General features: G+C 53.2%; 14 protein-coding genes and 1 pseudogene. 11 read left to right on the plus strand and 4 right to left on the minus strand.

Going from position 1 to position 16,623, the window contains the following annotated elements:
* Positions 1-292 precede the first annotated feature (292 nt).
* The 7 genes from JJD41_RS02595 (at position 293) to JJD41_RS02625 (ending at position 7,396) form a co-directional block, all read left to right on the plus strand.
* Positions 293-922 carry a GNAT family N-acetyltransferase gene (locus JJD41_RS02595; RefSeq protein ID WP_200664583.1) on the plus strand — a complete coding sequence of 210 codons (630 nt, stop codon included), beginning with the start codon at positions 293-295 and terminating at the stop codon, positions 920-922.
* Between the two features lie 102 nt (positions 923-1,024).
* A complete protein-coding gene (locus tag JJD41_RS02600; protein ID WP_200664584.1) occupies positions 1,025-1,915 on the plus strand; it encodes a carbohydrate ABC transporter permease in 891 nt (296 codons plus the stop codon).
* Between the two features lie 119 nt (positions 1,916-2,034).
* On the plus strand, positions 2,035-3,366 hold the full coding sequence (locus JJD41_RS02605) for a serpin family protein (protein ID WP_200664585.1): 1,332 nt from the start codon (positions 2,035-2,037) through the stop codon (positions 3,364-3,366).
* A gap of 52 nt (positions 3,367-3,418) precedes the next feature.
* Positions 3,419-5,386 (plus strand): DUF3352 domain-containing protein, encoded by a 1,968-nt coding sequence (locus tag JJD41_RS02610; RefSeq protein WP_200664586.1) that lies wholly within the window; start codon positions 3,419-3,421, stop codon positions 5,384-5,386.
* A gap of 125 nt (positions 5,387-5,511) precedes the next feature.
* The gene (locus JJD41_RS02615) at positions 5,512-5,781 is read left to right on the plus strand and encodes a hypothetical protein (RefSeq protein ID WP_200664587.1); all 270 of its coding nucleotides are present in this window, start codon (positions 5,512-5,514) and stop codon (positions 5,779-5,781) included.
* 128 nt (positions 5,782-5,909) lie between these two features.
* A complete protein-coding gene (locus tag JJD41_RS02620; RefSeq protein WP_200664588.1) occupies positions 5,910-6,623 on the plus strand; it encodes an alpha/beta hydrolase in 714 nt (237 codons plus the stop codon).
* Between the two features lie 209 nt (positions 6,624-6,832).
* Positions 6,833-7,396: an alpha/beta hydrolase gene (locus JJD41_RS02625; protein ID WP_200664589.1), complete on the plus strand. Its 564-nt coding sequence runs from the start codon at positions 6,833-6,835 to the stop codon at positions 7,394-7,396.
* A 128-nt stretch (positions 7,397-7,524) separates the two neighbouring features.
* Here the strand turns inward: JJD41_RS02625 and JJD41_RS02630 are convergent, their stop codons facing one another.
* Positions 7,525-8,244: a Uma2 family endonuclease gene (locus JJD41_RS02630; protein ID WP_200664590.1), complete on the minus strand. Its 720-nt coding sequence runs from the start codon at positions 8,242-8,244 to the stop codon at positions 7,525-7,527.
* A 222-nt stretch (positions 8,245-8,466) separates the two neighbouring features.
* Between JJD41_RS02630 and JJD41_RS02635 the strand changes: the two genes are divergently transcribed.
* On the plus strand, positions 8,467-10,608 hold the full coding sequence (locus JJD41_RS02635; RefSeq protein ID WP_200664591.1) for an S-layer homology domain-containing protein: 2,142 nt from the start codon (positions 8,467-8,469) through the stop codon (positions 10,606-10,608).
* An 86-nt stretch (positions 10,609-10,694) separates the two neighbouring features.
* On the opposite strand, the gene JJD41_RS02640 is transcribed toward JJD41_RS02635, so the two are convergent.
* Both JJD41_RS02640 and JJD41_RS02645 read right to left on the minus strand, forming a co-directional pair.
* Positions 10,695-11,273 carry an FKBP-type peptidyl-prolyl cis-trans isomerase gene (locus JJD41_RS02640; RefSeq protein WP_200664592.1) on the minus strand — a complete coding sequence of 193 codons (579 nt, stop codon included), beginning with the start codon at positions 11,271-11,273 and terminating at the stop codon, positions 10,695-10,697.
* 85 nt (positions 11,274-11,358) lie between these two features.
* Positions 11,359-11,682: a phasin family protein gene (locus JJD41_RS02645; RefSeq protein ID WP_168570499.1), complete on the minus strand. Its 324-nt coding sequence runs from the start codon at positions 11,680-11,682 to the stop codon at positions 11,359-11,361.
* 293 nt (positions 11,683-11,975) lie between these two features.
* Between JJD41_RS02645 and JJD41_RS02650 the strand changes: the two genes are divergently transcribed.
* Positions 11,976-13,406 carry an FAD-binding domain-containing protein gene (locus JJD41_RS02650; protein ID WP_200664593.1) on the plus strand — a complete coding sequence of 477 codons (1,431 nt, stop codon included), beginning with the start codon at positions 11,976-11,978 and terminating at the stop codon, positions 13,404-13,406.
* An 83-nt stretch (positions 13,407-13,489) separates the two neighbouring features.
* On the opposite strand, the gene JJD41_RS02655 is transcribed toward JJD41_RS02650, so the two are convergent.
* Positions 13,490-14,437, minus strand: a complete 948-nt coding sequence (locus JJD41_RS02655; RefSeq protein ID WP_200664594.1) for a GDP-mannose 4,6-dehydratase — start codon at positions 14,435-14,437, stop codon at positions 13,490-13,492.
* A 206-nt stretch (positions 14,438-14,643) separates the two neighbouring features.
* On the opposite strand from JJD41_RS02655, the gene purD reads away from it, so the two are divergent.
* Together purD and JJD41_RS24555 are read left to right on the plus strand one after the other, a co-directional pair.
* Positions 14,644-15,927, plus strand: a complete 1,284-nt coding sequence (gene purD, locus JJD41_RS02660; protein ID WP_200664595.1) for a phosphoribosylamine--glycine ligase — start codon at positions 14,644-14,646, stop codon at positions 15,925-15,927.
* A gap of 18 nt (positions 15,928-15,945) precedes the next feature.
* Positions 15,946-16,548, plus strand: a pseudogene (locus JJD41_RS24555) (transposase family protein); the annotation flags it as partial.
* Between the last annotated feature and the right edge of the window lie 75 nt (positions 16,549-16,623).

Consider the following 16,623-nt stretch of genomic DNA (forward strand, 5'->3'; position numbering starts at 1 on the left):
CTGTTTTTCTTCATTTTGAATCTATAATAGCCTATACAGCATTTTCCTCTGCTATGCAAGACATTTAGATCCCCCTAAATCCTCCTCGCCAGGTAGGGGTTTGGTTACCAAACCCCTACTTTCCTCGTTCCCCTCGAAATCCCCCCAACCCCCCTTTGAAAGGGGGGCAAAGGGGAGTTAGGGTGGATTGGCACTGTACGTCATCAGACGCCCGAGTGTTATAAGAGCTTAGAACGAACAAGATAGTTTAAACCGTTAAAAAACGATAGAATTCAATTTAAAAATATCAAAAATGATTAACTTTACAGAAATCAACGATCCTAAAGCCCCAGAGTTTGAGGAATTTTCTAAAATTTATATCGAATCTTTCCCGCCACAAGAACGCCCGGATCTCGAAACGATCGCCCACCGCTTAACCGATCGCATCTCGCGCTTATTTGTCGGTAAAATCGGCGATCGCGTGGTTTCGATCGCCCTTCTCTATGCCTTAAAAAATCCTAACTTTGTCTTACTCGACTTTATCGGAACCGATTCCCAATATCGCAGTCAAGGATTGGGAACTCAAATGATGAATCATTTAGGAGAAACATTAAAATTAAGACAGATTCAGTTAATTATAGAAGTCGAAGATCCGCAATATAGTAGCAATTCTCAACAAGGAGAAAGACGAATTGCGTTTTACCGACGTTTGGGGGCGAAAATCTTGGAAAATGTACCTTATCTCCTGGCGCCATTTGCTGGAGAGACGCCCACCAAAATGAAATTAATGATTTGGCCGGATTACGGTCAACCTTGCTTGAGTGGGGCATTATTAACCGAATTAATTTATGATATTTATCAAAATCTCTACGATCGCGATCGCGACGATCCATTTCTCAACAGTTTTATTAACGACATCCCCGAAACGATCCAGTTAACTTAGCCAATCGGTGCGATCGCCCCCATTCCGTCGCTGTTATTTTATTTGATTATAAAAATCTAAAATCTAAAATTTAAAATCAAAAATCTAAAATCTAAAATTAGAATGAAATTTCGTTTATCCTTCGACCGAAATATATTCAAAAACGAGGAGATCGCCGCCTGGTTATTTCTCTCCCCCGCCTTATTTTTTCTTAGCTTATTCATTTTTTGGCCGATCGCCTATCTCTTTTATCTCAGTTTAACCACGGGCAGTTTTACCGTATCGGGAACCGAATTTATCGGCTTAAAAAACTATTGGCGCTTGCTGATTTCCCCCGACTTTTGGCAAGTTTTAGGTAATAGCGTTTACTTCACCGTCGCCACCGTCATCCCCAGTATCGTCATTCCCCTCGCCTTAGCCGTTTTACTCGATCGCGAAATTCCCTTACGCGGCTTATTAAGAACCGCCTATTTTATTCCCTCAATTACCTCCCTCGTCGCCGTCGGCTTGGGATGGCGCTGGTTATTTCAAAATGACGGCCCGGTCAATCGTTTGCTCGCCAGCGCGGGACTGACTAGCGTAGAATGGTTGAGTTCGACCACATGGGCCATGCCCGTGTTGATCCTGTTAACGGTTTGGAAACAACTCGGTTTCAATCTCGTTATCTTTTTAGCCGGACTACAGGCCATTCCCGTACAGCGTTACGAAGCCGCCGAACTCGACGGGGCCAATGGCTGGCAAAAATTTTGGTACGTCACCCTTCCAGGGTTGCAGCCGACATTAATATTTGTTGCGGTGACGACAGCCATATTCACCCTACGCAGTTTCGAGCAAGTCTACGTGATTACGGGGGGCGGTCCATTGAACTCGACGAACGTCCTCGTCTACTACATCTACGAGCAAGCTTTTGCCTTATTTGACTTTGGTTATGCGGCAGCCGCCGCTACCGTTTTACTGGCAATCGCCTTAATTTTGGTTTATTTTCAGGTGACCAGTTGGGGTCAAAACGATTGAGATCGCGATCGCCCGAGATGGAGTGTAGAGGCTAAACCCCTTTAATACCGTTCATTGAATTCCGTTCAACCTTGCTGTTTTGGAGTGAATGGCGACTCGTGCGCCATCAGCAATCAATCATGAATGTCCATTGGGTTTACCGGGCGATCGCCGCATCCATAGGAGCCATTACCCCTGTTTTGACCTCCAGCAGCGCGATCGCCTCATCCGCCGCAATTTCACCCGCAATTTCAGCCCCGATCGCCCAGGAGGAGCGCCAACTCGCTCAAAGCTTCGCCGAAGACCTCCCCGCAGACGTAGCCACCTTGGTAAAAGACAACAACGCTTTTGCCCTCGATCTCTATCATCACCTGCGTCAGCAACCGGGAAACCTGTTTATCGCCCCTTACAGTTTGTCGAGATCCTTAGCCATGACCTATGCCGGGGCGCGAGGTCAGACGGCAGCAGAAATCGCCAAAGTCCTGCACTTGAGCTTACCGGAACCACGAGTCCACGAAGCCTTTGCCTCCCTGGTCGTGATTGTGCCCCACCAAGCCGAAGGTATCCCGCGTCTCGAATCGATCGATCGCCTGTGGGGACAGGAAAATTACCCGTTTCAAGACCCCTTCGTAGAAACGATCGCCCGACATTACCAAGCCTCCCTCGCCCGCATCGACTTTGCCAAGCAGCCCGAACTTGCCCGAGAAACGATCAACCAATGGATTGCCGAACGCAGCAACGGCAGAATTCAGAACCTTTTACGCCCCAAAGATATCGGCGCCAACACGCGGCTGATTTTAACCAACACAGTTTACTTTAAAGCCCAGTGGTTTTCGCCCTTTTCCCCCAAACGAACCGAATCGGCCCCCTTTGCGATCGCCCCGGGACAGACCGTACCCGTCCCGATGATGTACCAACTGATGAACCCGACCAGCATCGTCGAATACGACGACCTGACCCTGCTCGATCTGCCCTATCGCGATACCACTATTTCCACCGTCATCTTATTACCGACTCAGACCGCCGAACTCCAACGAGTCGAAGCCCAAATCACCCCCGAAAATCTCCAACGATGGTTTTCCGATCTCGATCGCGGTTGGTCCACAGAACAGCCCCTCAGCGCCCACATCTGGTTGCCGAAATTTGAACTGCAATCGAAACTGGATCTGAGTCAAGTCCTCTCCAGCCTGGGAATGCCGAGTGCGTTTAGTAAATCTGCCGATTTTTCCGGGATCGACAACAGCCGCGATCTCTATCTCTCCGCCGCCATCCAGCAAACCTTTATCACCGTCAACGAACAGGGAACGGAAGCATCCGCCAGCAGTGCAGTCGCTAGCGGCGTGCGCGGCGCCCAAAACTCGACCCTGGAGTTTCGGGCCGATCGCCCCTTCATCTTCCTGATTCGCGACAATACCTCGGGAAGTCTCCTATTCATAGGGCGCCTGGTCAATCCCGGGGAGCTTTCGCCATAAAGCCTGACGGCACCTGTAATTGCGAAAGACGCTCCGATAAGCTAGTCTTTCTGTGAATCTCGACAAGGGTAAAAAATTGGTGGTCAATCGCACGTCCTTATCGATCCTCTCCGCGATCGCGCTGCTGCCTGGAGTGGCCGTCGCTCAAACCCCTACCGTAGAGACTCCTAGCCCCGCCGTACCGAAAGTTGCCGAAGTCTTGCCCGCACAGATCGGCGGTCTGGTGCTTCTCAATGGGGATGCCAGGGTCTGGGACGGCTTAAAACGGTTTGTGGGTCTACCACCCTCCTTTGTCGGCCCGGGATTTTTGCCTTACCTCCCCGCCAGCGTCGATTTTGCCGCAACCATTCAACCCGCGTTAGGGGATTGGGTCGCCATTGCCCTGATGCCGCCGAGTACCCCGGAAAGCGTCGCCACGTTTGAAGAATCGCCCTTAATGCTGGCTCCCCTCACCGAGACGATCGCGGTCGAAGAGATCGTCGATCGCATCGCCAGCACTCGGGAAAGTGCCGTTCGGCGCCGGGAATACCAAGGGGTGACCCTGTTCGAGTGGCCCGAAGAAGAACTCGCGATCGACGAACCGACGCCCTCAGAAGCTCCGGGCGAACTGGAATTGACCCCCGCCCCCTTCAAATCCTCGGGAGCGGTGAAATCTCCGATTCTCAAGCGCTTATTGCCCTTTGGCGGGGCGAAGGGTCTCCAATGGCCGATCGCCCAAGCCGAACCGGAACCCGCCCCCTTTCCCGAAGAAAACTTTCCCGAAGCCGATTTTCCCGAAGAAGACTTTCCCGAACCGCCGCCACCGATCGTTCCCCCTCTGGCGATCGCCGTCAGTGACGGGTATCTCGTCGCTGCTCCCGGCGCCGCACCGATCGAGCGCTGGCTCGACAGTCGCCAAACCGGACAGCCCAAACTCGCCGACGATGCCCGTTTCCAACGCACGATCGCCCGACCGGAGTTTGGGCGATCGTTGTTTGTCGGCTACACCGACACCGATTTCCTGCGGCGCTTCAACCTCGCCGAAGTCCCGGAACTCCCCCCGGTACCGCTTCCCTTACCCCTGCCGATGCCGGGTTCCCAAGGGTTTAACAACGCCCTCGATCGCACTGCCGACACTTACGAGGCGATCGATTTCGCCTTCTGGATCGATAACAACGGCTTGCGCGCGCGATCGACCACCGCCTACCGCACTCCCCAACCGGAAAACGCCTCGCCGCCCTCCCTCGCCGCCCTTCCCTCCCGTCTTCCCGCCTCCACCTATCTCGCCTTGACCAGTCGCGGTTTTGATAGCTTGTGGAATGCGATCGTTCCCCAACCTTCTACAGACCCGGAAGCCATGCCCAATTGGGGAACCCAATTTCGCGCTGCCGTCCGTCAAGCCCTCAATTTAGACTTGGACGAGGATATTATTCGCTGGATGGACGGCGAATATGGGGTGTTTTTCTTCCCCAGCAAACGCGGCTTGTTTCCGGCGGTCGATCCCCGCTTGCAGTTCGGGATCGGGTTGATGGTCGAGACCAGCGATCGCCCCGCCGCCGAGAGCTTCTTTAGCACCCTGGAAAGCTACATTAGAGACGTCTCTCAAGACGCCGTCGCGATCCATACCCGCCAGATCGACACCGATGGGGTCACCCACTGGCAAGTCACCAACGAGGAAACAGGAGAAGTGCAAAGCGCATTCTCTTACGGCTGGTTAGACGACAACCTCCTGCTCGTCACCACCGGGATCGGCCCGATGGAAGAACTCAATCCCAAACCGTATTTATCTTTAGAAGATTCCTACACCTTTCAGACGGCAACTCAACCGTTTCCCCAGCCCAACGACGGCTATTTTTACCTCAATGTCGGCTCGACTTTGGCCTTCGTTAATAATTTATTTCCTCAAAATCAAGAAGGAATTAATCCCGCCTTTTTTATCACGCAAATTTTAGGAAATATTCGCAGTTTGAGTCTATCGACTTCGGGAAGCGAGAGTGCCAAACAAACGGACTTCTTCCTGGTGATTTCCCCGCGTCAGTGAAACTTTTCTAAAAGTTAGAGGGCGATCGCCTACGAGTTCAGGCGATCGCTGCTTTTTGTCTTCATATTTTTTGCCTTGGTAATAAAAGAGAACGGGGAACTTTTAAAGAAATCGAACCGTCCCCGTTGTCGTCAATTCTCAGCCATTTTTCACCTAGAAATGGCGCGGCGCGATCGCCTCCCCGGATCCCGGTCGATTCGGTGAAAGGGTTCGACCGTCAGTCGGGGCGATCGTCCGCCATCGCTACCCATGTAACGATTTCGGCGGCGATCGCTCTAAAATTCAATCCCCAATGGTACTATCGAAGCGCGATCGAAGCGCGATCGAAGGTCAACGGCGCGATCGTTCCGACCCCGAGCCGCCTTCCTCTCCCTCTCCCCTATAGATTTCCGTGAATCTTCCTAGAGGAGAACGCCAAAATCGCAATCTTTTCTTCAGAAAAGTTTCCTACGGTATACTCTAGTCTGAAAGCAGTCAAGATCGTCAAACCAATCGATCTGAGTTTTGTATCAGGAGTAAAGGTATGTCTTTTCCTTCTCGGTTCGATCTCGGTGAAACCATCCGCAAAACAAGCCGGATTTTAAAGAGTACCAGTCAAAAATATTTCTCTATTTTGCTGGCACTCGTTTTAGTGAGTTCGACAGTCTTTTTCTTCCATACCCCGTCCGCCCTCGCTGCCGATGAAATCTTATTGATTTATGGCAGCTCCAGCGAAAATGTCACCTTAAACGAATTAGAAAGTTTTGCACGCACCGGACAAGAACCCGACGTGTTCCGAACCCGCTTGGGGGTCACCGACCAAGACGCGAGCGACCTGCGAACCTTGTTAAATCAAGAAATTCCCGTCACTCGCGATTTTCTCGAAAGAATCCTCCAAAGTTCGATCGGTCAGTACGTCCTCTCTCGTATCGAACCGGTCATCGGTGAAGAAGGATTGCGCCAAGATGTCGAAGACGTCACCGAAGCCTTGTTACGAGCGGCTGACGACGGCACCATCGAACTGCTCGAAGTCATGCGTTACTACCCCGTCGATCGCATCTCCGTCAACGGTCCACTCCTCGCCGAAGCTTACAATAAAATCAGCTTCATCGCCGAAGATGTCCGACCCGTGATCGAAGTCGTCAGCAACTTCATGTACGACCTCGTTTGTGAAGGCGATTTTGCTTCTGATTTTGACGCCCCCAGTCTCGAAGCCTTCAGTCGCGCTTCGACCTCGAACTTGGCGTGGCCCAACTAATCGCGCCGAACCCCATCAGGTCGGGAGTTCTCGGGGGGTACTCCCCCAGATCCTGGCTCTCGACGGGGTGCGCTCGGTTCTCTTTTCTCTTGGAGAACTGAGCCAAAATCCATCGTCGAACGGGAGTAATAGATATGAAATTTCGTCTTCCTTTACGGCTGAGCCTTGGTCAGGGGTTGACACGGTTTGCTCAACGATGGTTTAAGTGGGTGGCACTGGCTCTGGCCGTATTTTTGGCCACCACCTCCGTGGTCGTCCTCAACACGACCCCCACAGTCGCCCAACAGAAAGTCGTCGAGAAAGTCACTCTGACTTACGGTCCGCAACGCTTGAGTATTCCAGTCAGCGATCTCGAAATGTTCGCCACGACTGGAGAGCGATCGAATGTGGTCGATTTCATTATTAGCGTTACCGACCAAGAACCGGAACTGTTCCGCAATGTCTTGACCACACAAATTCCCGCGAATTTGGGCATCTTAGACGATTCGCTCAACTTCATCCTCGGGGAATTAGTGCTTTATGAAATCGGTCAGGTGATTCACCCGCCATCGCGGCGATTGGTGATTGAAGCCCTGCGCGCCAGTATCGTCAATTCCGCCAGCGATGACAGTCAAGTTTCCCTGCTCGAAGTCATTCAAAATTTTCCGGCCCAAGAATTAATTATCGAAGGTCGGCAGTTGAATAAGGCTTACGGTCAAGTGCGCTTTTTAGTCGAAGGCGTCGAAACGGGCGTCCAGTTCCTGCGAGACGAGTTAGGAGATTTGATTTGCTAACCCCCGGGTTAGTGCACTCGCCTCCTCGATGAGGCACTCCACTGTCGTCGTGGATTCCCTGTTCCATCTTTCCTAGAGTAGAGACGTAACCCGAGTGCGTCTCTACTCTTGTTTTTGTGCCTTTTACCTCATTCTAATTCTTCGGGATCGATACCCATTTGGCGCAATCGTTCGGCGAGGCGGTCGGCGCGCTGGCGTTCGCTTTCGGCGCGCTGGCGTTCGCTTTCGGCGCGCTGGCGTTCGCTTTCTAATGCCTGTCGGGTGCGATCGAGTTGTGCTTGTACTTCGGCGTAACTGCTAAATGGTTCGCCATTGGCGCGATCGAGTTTTAACTCGGTCTCCGTCCACTCGAAGCGAATTTGCAGGCGCGGACTGACCCATGTTTCGATATTGTCGATCGCCTCCAACCGCCCCTCCCGGCGCAACCAACCGCTCAAGTCGTGGCGATCGGGATCGTAAAGATAATATTCTTCCACGCCGTAGCGATCGTAAAACAGTAGTTTTTTATCCATTTCCTTCTGGCGATTCCCGGGAGAACGGATCTCAAAGACCACTTGCGGGGCGATATTCTCTTCTTGCCATTGCAAATACGACCCGCGATCGCCTTTCGGTCGTCCGAACGCCACCATCACATCCGGTGCTTGGCGAATTTTCGGCTGACCTTCCACCGGATACCACAATAAATCGCTGGCGACAAACACGTTGGGATCGTTTGCAAACTGCCACTCGATATTAAAGTGAATGACCGTAATCCAGCGAAACTGTTGGGTATTGTCGGCCATCGGCTGACCGTCACGCTCGGGATAGACAACTGGCGAGTGGATGTGGGTTTCGGACGGGGCTACCATGGCCAGATTTCCTCAATTCGCCACTCAAATTTTATCTTAACTCCTCTTGCCCACGTTACAGTTTAAACCAGCCAACCTTTCCCCCGCTCGCTCTCGTTGCCGTCCTTGCGTCGATTGGCTTGGCCTCAGTACGATTTAGACTTTTCTATCGATCCTCTCTCTCTTCTTCCCCCTTGTTTTTACCATCGCAATTCTGAATCAATCTCAATTCGGTTTTCAATCATGCCTACCGTTTATGTCAATCCTTATATCGGTCGCGATCGCGCCTCCGGAAGCGAAGCCGACCCCCTCAAAACGATCGCAGAAGCTTTGCAAAAAGCGACGGCGGGAACGACGGTGCAACTCGCCAGCGCCACTTACAGCAGCAACAACGGCGAAAAATTTCCCCTCGTGGTTCCCTCTGGGGTCAAACTGGTCGGTAACGAAGCAAAAAAAGGCAACGGCTATTTAATTTCTGGGAGTGGCGAATATATCAGCCCTTCGTTCGCCCGCCAAAATATCGCCCTTCGTCTCGACGAGGGGGCCGAACTGTGCGGCGTGTCGGTGACGAACTCTGCCAGTCGCGGAACCGCCGTCTGGGTGGAATCGACCTCGCCGCGCATCGCCAACAATACTTTTGCCAGTTCGGCCCGGGAAGGGGTGTTTATTACGGGAACGGCGAAGGCGATCGTCGTCAATAATGTTTTTTCCGGGAACTCGGCCAACGGCATTTCTTGCACGCGCAATGCAAAAGGTGAAATTCGCGGCAATGTTTTTCAAAAAACGGGTTACGGGATGACCGTGGGGGACACTAGTGCGCCGCTTATTTCGGGGAATAAATTTATTGAAAATCGCTGCGGTTTGGTGATTTCCGGCGACGCGCGCCCGGTGCTGCGGAAAAACTACATTAAAAATAACGCCCAAGATGGGATTACCGTAATTGCGAAAGCGCTGCCAGATTTGGGGACGAGCGAAAATCCCGGCGAGAATATCATTCTCGACAATGGCGGCTACGATTTGCAAAGTACGAGCAATCAAACGATTATTTCCGTGGGTAACCAACTCAACCCGGCGAAGGTGAAAGGGACGGTGGAATTTGTCACCAGTGAGGTTCCCCTACCGAATCCGAATCCGTCGGAAACGCCCCCCGTGAGTCCGCCCGTGAGTCCGCCGCCGGATGCCGAACCGCCGTCTTCTACGCCGCCGCCCGTGCGGACGACGTTAACGGACATTCGGGGACATTGGGCCGCCGGGTTTATTCAAGCGATGGTCGATCGCCAATGGATTAGCGGTTTTCCCGACAATACGTTTAAACCGGATGAAAGTTTGACCCGGGCGCAATATGCGGCGATCGTCGCCAAGGCGTTTGACGAACGTTTCGAGCGCGAGGCGAGCCAATTTTCGGATATTAATGCGGATTTCTGGGCGTTTGAGGCGATCGTCAAGGCGAATCGCATGGGTTTTCTCTCGGGCTTTCCGAACGGGACGTTTCGCCCGAACGATAAGTTAACCCGGGTGCAGGCGTTTGTCTCTCTGGTGAATGGGGCAAATTTACGGGACGGCAACACCAATTTGCTCGGATATTACCGCGATCGCGCCCAAATCCCCAGCTATGCTACGGAAATTCTGGCGATCGCCACCCATAACGGTCTGGTGGTGAACTATCCCGAACTGACCGAACTCAACCCCATGCGCGAAATTACCCGCGCCGAAGTCGCCGCCGTTATCTATCAAACCTTAGTCGCTAAAGGTCGAGCTGAGGCGATCTCCTCCCCCTACATCGTCGCCGCCAGTGGCTTGATTCCCGAACCGTTGAGCGATATTCAAGGCCACTGGGCGCAGTCGTTTATCGTCGAATTGGTCAATCGCGGCATCCTCAACGGCTTCCCCGACGGCACGTTCAAGCCACAAGCGCCGATGACTCGGGTGCAATATGCGGCCCTCCTCAGCAAAGCCTTCGATCCGTCGCCCAAACGAGAATCGGCGAATTTTCAAGATGTCCCGGATACCTATTGGGGCTATTTACCGATTCAAAAAGCCTATCGCGGCGGTTTCCTCTCCGGTTATACTGCCGATACGTTCAAGCCGAATGAAAACGTCCAACGGATTCAGATCGTTCTGTCCTTAGTCAACGGTTTGGGCTTGTCCGGCGGCGATTCGGGGTCTCTGTATAAATTCGCCGATAAAGACGAGATCCATCAATATGCCCGGGATGCGGTGGTCACCGCCGTTCGCCACCGCCTGATCGTCAACTATCCCAATCAAGAACAACTCAAACCCCGACAACAGGCAACCCGCGCCGAGGTGGCGGCCATGGTTTATCAGGCGTTGGTCGCGACGGGTCAGGTGGCGGCGATCGACTCTCCTTATATCGTTTCGGCTTAGAGCGCTTTCCATCTGATTTCACATCAAAAAACCGGGCCTTTAACCCGGTTTTTCCCTTGAATCGTCAAGTTAGAGTCCGAATTCGTTCAAGTGCCAATTCGGAGTAATTCCACATCGAAAACTAAGGTAGCGTTGGGAGGGATGACCCCACCCGCACCGCGATCGCCGTAAGCCAGTTCCGGTGGAATCACCAATTCCCGTTGTCCGCCCACTTTCATCGTGGCAATCCCTTCGTCCCATCCTTTAATCACTCGTCCGACACCGAGTTTGAACGAGAACGGTTGGGAGCGATCGCGGGAACTGTCGAATTTTGTCCCATCTTCCAAGCGTCCGGTGTAATGAACGATCGCCGTATCCCCCGGTTGGGGACTGGCCCCGGTTCCTTCGACGATATCTTTATACTTCAAACCCGAAGGCGTGGTTTCGTACTCCCCGGATGTTTCCCCCGATGTTTCCGTTGCACTCGTCTCGGCGCGGGCAATTTGAGTGGGGGACATCAACCGCTCGGCGAGTTTCGAGGCTTTCGGTTGTACAACCTCGGTTTGGGGTTGGGTGGGTTCCGTTTCTCCGGCGATCGCCTCGCCACCGCGATCGGTAAGTTGAGCGACCACCAGCACGACGATGCACGCCAGCATGACGCCCAAACTGATTAAAATTTCTCGCAAAATCAGTCCTCCTCTATAGCCTCAACGTCTCTGCGATTTCCTAGTCTCTCATCAATGGTCGCGCGATCGCATCCCGATCGCCGATCTAACGCCATAACTTATTTTCTAAATCCCGAATTTGGCGCTCCAAACGATCCAAACGCCCGCGCAATTCGTCCATTTCCGCCTGTCGGGGAACGCCGATATCCTGCATGACATTGCGCATCTGCCGTTCTAAATGCGCTTCAAAATTGCCCTGTTCCGCCTTCATCTGCTTCATCAGGTCGTCTACGAAGGTATTGGCTTGTTCCGGATTGAGTTTGCCCTCTTTCACCCATTGGTCGCTGACTTCCCGCAGTTTTTCGGCAACTAACGAGGTGGTACCCACCCCAATCATTAATAACTGCTTGATTAGATTATTGCTATCCACGGTCTTTTTCCTCTATAGCGATTCTGAGAAGGCCACAACTTCGCAGGCGTACCGCAGGGGCGTCCTACTCAAATTATTGTGACCTACGGTTCTATTCTTTGACAAAACTCGCCGAGCTACTAGGGGGAATTCCCGTTCGCTCGATTCCGGTCGGCACGATCGCGCTCTCCAATCCCGATCGCTCCCCCTCGCCTACCGTCGAACCCCTTTCCTAAAAACCCAAGTATTGCCGCCCTCCCAGCCTGCCCCCTACAATCTAAAATCTACAATCTAAAATCTAAAACCGCTCCCCCATGACCGATCCATCGATCCTGTTTTGGCACCGTCGCGACCTGCGCCTGAGCGACAATCTCGGACTGGCGAAAGCGCGCGATCGCAGCGCCAAAGTGGTCGGCGTCTTTTGCCTCGACCCGCAAATTTTGCAAGCTGACGATATCGCCCCCGCCCGGGTAAAATACCTGCTCGGCTGTTTGCAAGATTTACAAAAAAGTTACACCCGCGCCGGGAGTGAGTTACTGATTCTCCACGCCAATCCCGACGAAGGAATCCCCAAATTAGCCTCGGCATTGGGGGCGCGGGCCGTCTATTGGAATCTCGATGTCGAACCGTATTCCCAACAGCGCGATCGCGCGGTCCGCGCTGCTTTAGAAAGGGACAAGATCGAAGTTCGCACCTTCTGGGATCAACTGCTGCACGAACCCGACGCCATTCGCACCACCACGGATAAACCCTATACGGTTTACACCCCCTTTTGGAAAAACTGGGCCAAACGAGACAAAGCCGAACCCGTTCCCGCGTTAGACGGGGCGATCGCCTTGAGCGAGAGTGAGAGACAAAGCGCCCGCAACGCTGGGGTTCGCGAGTTACCGGAGTTAGCCGAACTGGGATTGACCTGGGACGCCGATTTACTGCTCGAACCGGGAGAAAACGCCGCCCGCGAACAATTGGAATGGTTTTGCGATCGCCCCATCTTCGACTACGACGAACAGCGCAACTTTCCCGCCAAAAACGGCACCTCTTCTCTGAGTGCGGCGCTTAAATTCGGGGCGATCGGCATTCGCACCGTCTGGGCCGCTACCGTAGAAGCCGAGGGACGTTGCCGCAGCGACGAAGCCCGCCAAGGGGTGGAAACCTGGCGCAAAGAACTCGCCTGGCGGGAATTTTATCAACAGGTCATGTATCATTTCCCCGAACTGGCCGAAGGGCCCTATCGCGATCGCTGGAAAGACTTTCCCTGGGAAAATAACGAAGCCCATTTTCAAGCCTGGTGCGAAGGACGCACGGGTTATCCGATCGTCGATGCCGCCATGCGCCAACTCAACGCAACCGGATGGATGCACAATCGCTGTCGGATGATCGTCGCCAGTTTTTTAACCAAAGATTTGATCGTCGATTGGCGCAAGGGCGAAAAATATTTCATGCAAAAACTGTTCGACGGCGATTTATCGGCCAACAATGGCGGTTGGCAGTGGAGTGCTTCGAGTGGCATGGATCCGAAACCGTTACGCATTTTCAATCCATCGAGTCAGGCGCAAAAATACGATCCGGATGCCGAGTACATTCGTCAATGGGTTCCCGAATTAGCTTCCATGGATACGGAGTGCTTGATTTCCGGCAACATTTCCCCGTTAGAACGGGAAGCGTGCGGTTATCCACAGGCGATCGTCGATCGCAAAGTGCAAGTGAAGCGGTTTAAGGCGATGTATGCAGAAGTGAAAAGTTAGAAAATGGGGGATTTTAGATTTTAGATTGAATTTGACCGGATGAAAATCTGGTGAAAGCGGGCAAGATACCCGCTTTCACCAGTCTAATAGACTTGCTGAATCCACTCCCATTCCTGCCGCAATCCTTCGGCGAGGGAGACTTTGGGCTGATACCCGATCGCCTTGTTGGCTTTAGACACGTCGGCCCCGGTATGGCGGGCATCGCCGATCGCCGAAGGTTGATAGTCCCGTCGGATCGGACGACCGACCACTTGTTCCATGGTCTCGATCACTTGGATCAGAGACACCCGACTGCCGCCGCCTATATTAAATACTTCCCCGATCGCCTCCGGGGAACTCGCGGCGCCTAAATTAGCGGCGATCGCGTCGCTGACGAAGGTAAAGTCGCGGGTTTGCCCTCCGTCCCCGTAGATGGCGATCGCCTCGTCTTCGAGAACGGCTTTAAAAAACTTGTGAAAGGCCATATCCGGGCGCTGTCGCGGTCCGTAGACGGTGAAATAGCGCAATCCCGACACGGGAACCCCAAAGTTTTTATAGTAAAGCAAGCACAATTGTTCGGCGGCGAGTTTGGTGATCCCGTAGGGGGAAACGGGTTGTGGGCAAGTTTTTTCGCTGGTCGGCAAGGTTTCTGCATTGCCGTACACCGAGGAGGAAGAGGCGAAAACCAGCCGTTGCAAGCTTTTCGAGCCTTTGGCCGCTTCGAGAATCATTTGGGTGGCGTCGAGATTGCGGGCGGTGTAAGAGCGAAATCCCTGACCCCAACTGGCACGGACTCCGGCTTGGGCGGCTTGATGGTAGACGAAATCGGTGCCGTTTAAAAGGGCGTTCCAGTCTAAATCGCGAATGTCGGCTTCGATCAGTTCGAAGTTGGGGCGATCGCGGAAACTTTCAATATTTTTGCGTTTGAACCTCGGATCGTAATAATCGTTGAATTCATCGATACCGATCGTGCGATCGCCGCGATCGAGTAAGGTTTCGGCCAGATGAGATCCCACAAAGCCAGCAACACCAGTAACAATATTTTGAGTCATGACTGAACCGCAAAATTAATAAGTGAAATCAAAACAACTCGATCGCGAACTCCCCTACCCTGCGGACGAGGCGATCGACTTACATCGAACGCGCGATCTTTTTCTAACATAGAGTTACAATTTAGCTTGCAAAAAAAGCGCCCGCCTCCCTCAAATCGGCGGTTGGGCGTACCGAGTTCGACGAGCGCGAGGAAAAGTAGGATACTGTGAAGGTTTTAGTGGTTGGCAATGGTGGTCGGGAACATGCCCTGGCCTGGAAACTCTTACAATCAGACAAGATCGAGGGCGTCGTCTGCGTTCCCGGAAACGGCGGCACGGCTTCGATGGCACGCTGTGAGAATATCAAGTTGGCAGTCGATGACTTCCACGGTATTAAAGAAGTGGCGTTAAATCACGAGATTGCCTTCGTGGTCATCGGTCCGGAAGTTCCCCTCGCGATCGGACTGGCGGACTATTTGAAACAGCAGAACATTCGCGTTTTCGGTCCGACTCAAACAGGCGCCCAATTGGAATCGAGCAAGTCTTGGGCGAAAGGGTTTATGAAAGATGTCGGCATTCCTACGGCACAATGGGGTGTCTTTACCGAGGACGAAAAAACCGCCGCTTTCGAGTTTGTCGATCGCTACGGCGCGCCGATCGTGGTCAAAGCGGACGGCTTGGCGGCGGGGAAAGGCGTGACGGTCGCGGCGACGGTGGAAGAAGCGAAAGCGGCGATCGTGGCGGCGTTTGGCGGTCAATTCGGTATGGCGGGGGAATGCGTCGTCGTCGAGGAGTTTTTACACGGACAGGAAGCTTCGGTATTGGCGATTACGGACGGGGAAACGATTCGCCCGTTGTTACCCGCCCAAGATCACAAGGCGATCGGGGAAGGAGACACCGGACCGAATACGGGGGGGATGGGGGTGTACGCCCCGGCGCCCGTAGTGACGGATGAAATGATGGCGCGGGTCGAAACGGAGGTGTTGCAACGGGCGATCGCCGGATTGAAAGAACGGGGAATCGACTATTGCGGGATTCTCTACGCCGGATTGATGATTTCTCCCGAGGGAGAGGTGAAGGTGTTGGAATTTAACTGCCGTTTTGGCGATCCGGAAACTCAAGCGATCTTGCCGTTGTTGGAGACGCCGTTAGACGAGTTGATGTTGGCGTGTATCGAGAAGCGATTGGCCGATTTTCCGCCTTTGCGCTGGAAATCCGGGGCCTCTGCTTGCGTGGTGATGGCGTCCGGCGGTTATCCCGGGTCTTACGAAAATGGTAAAACAATTGCGGGACTCGATCGCGCCGCCGACGCGGGGGCGATCGTCTTCCACGCCGGAACTGAGGTCAAGGCGGGAGAATTGGTCACTGCTGGCGGTCGGGTGTTGGGGGTCAGCGCGATCGCCGATAATTTCGACCGTGCGTTCGCCAAAGCGTATCACGCGGTAAACTGTATCGATTTCGAGGGCGCCTACTACCGCCGCGATATCGGACATCGAGTCAGAACGATATAAGCAGACCGAACTTGACGGGTGGGAGGCGATCGCCTCTCCACCCCTGTCTCCAGCCCTGAGATTCTTTTCCGGTTACGCATCCGCCACAGCGAACCGATTCGTCCTCAGTCAGAAGGAACTCGTGGTCGCGCCGAACGCATGTTTGATTCTCTCGAACCGGGAGAATCAAACATGCGTTCGGGTCGGCATTGGTTTTGGGGACGACAGGTTGACGTCATCGGTTCTCGTCTGGTTGATTCGGGGGCATTGCTGATTCTCATCACTGACTCTCGTCCCGAAATGGCCCTGAGAGATTATGCTCGCCGTTGGGGCATTGAAAACCTGTTCGGAGCATTCATGACTCGGGGCTTCTGTCTCGAATCGACTCACTTGAACGACGCCGAGCGCTTGAACCGTTTACTGGCCTTGCTTAGCCTGGTTTTTACTTGGGCTATGAAGGTGGGTTTGTGGATTCACCAATGTTCACCTATTCCTTTGAAGGCTCACGGACGATGCTCCAAGAGTCTTTTCCGTACTGGCTTCGGTTTTCTACGCCGCACTTTCTCTAATCTGTCTCTATTTCACGACTCTTTTCACCAGACTTTACAACTTTTGTCCTGTACTTATAATCCTTCATTATAGTAGATCGGAGTCTTCATCTCAACAGCCGATCGCCTCAATCCTCTGCCGTCAAATAACCGGGAACCAATAGTATAA

The sequence above is a fragment of the Oxynema mangrovii CENA135 genome (assembly GCF_016632315.1).
GTDB classification, from domain to species: domain Bacteria; phylum Cyanobacteriota; class Cyanobacteriia; order Cyanobacteriales; family Laspinemataceae; genus Oxynema; species Oxynema aestuarii.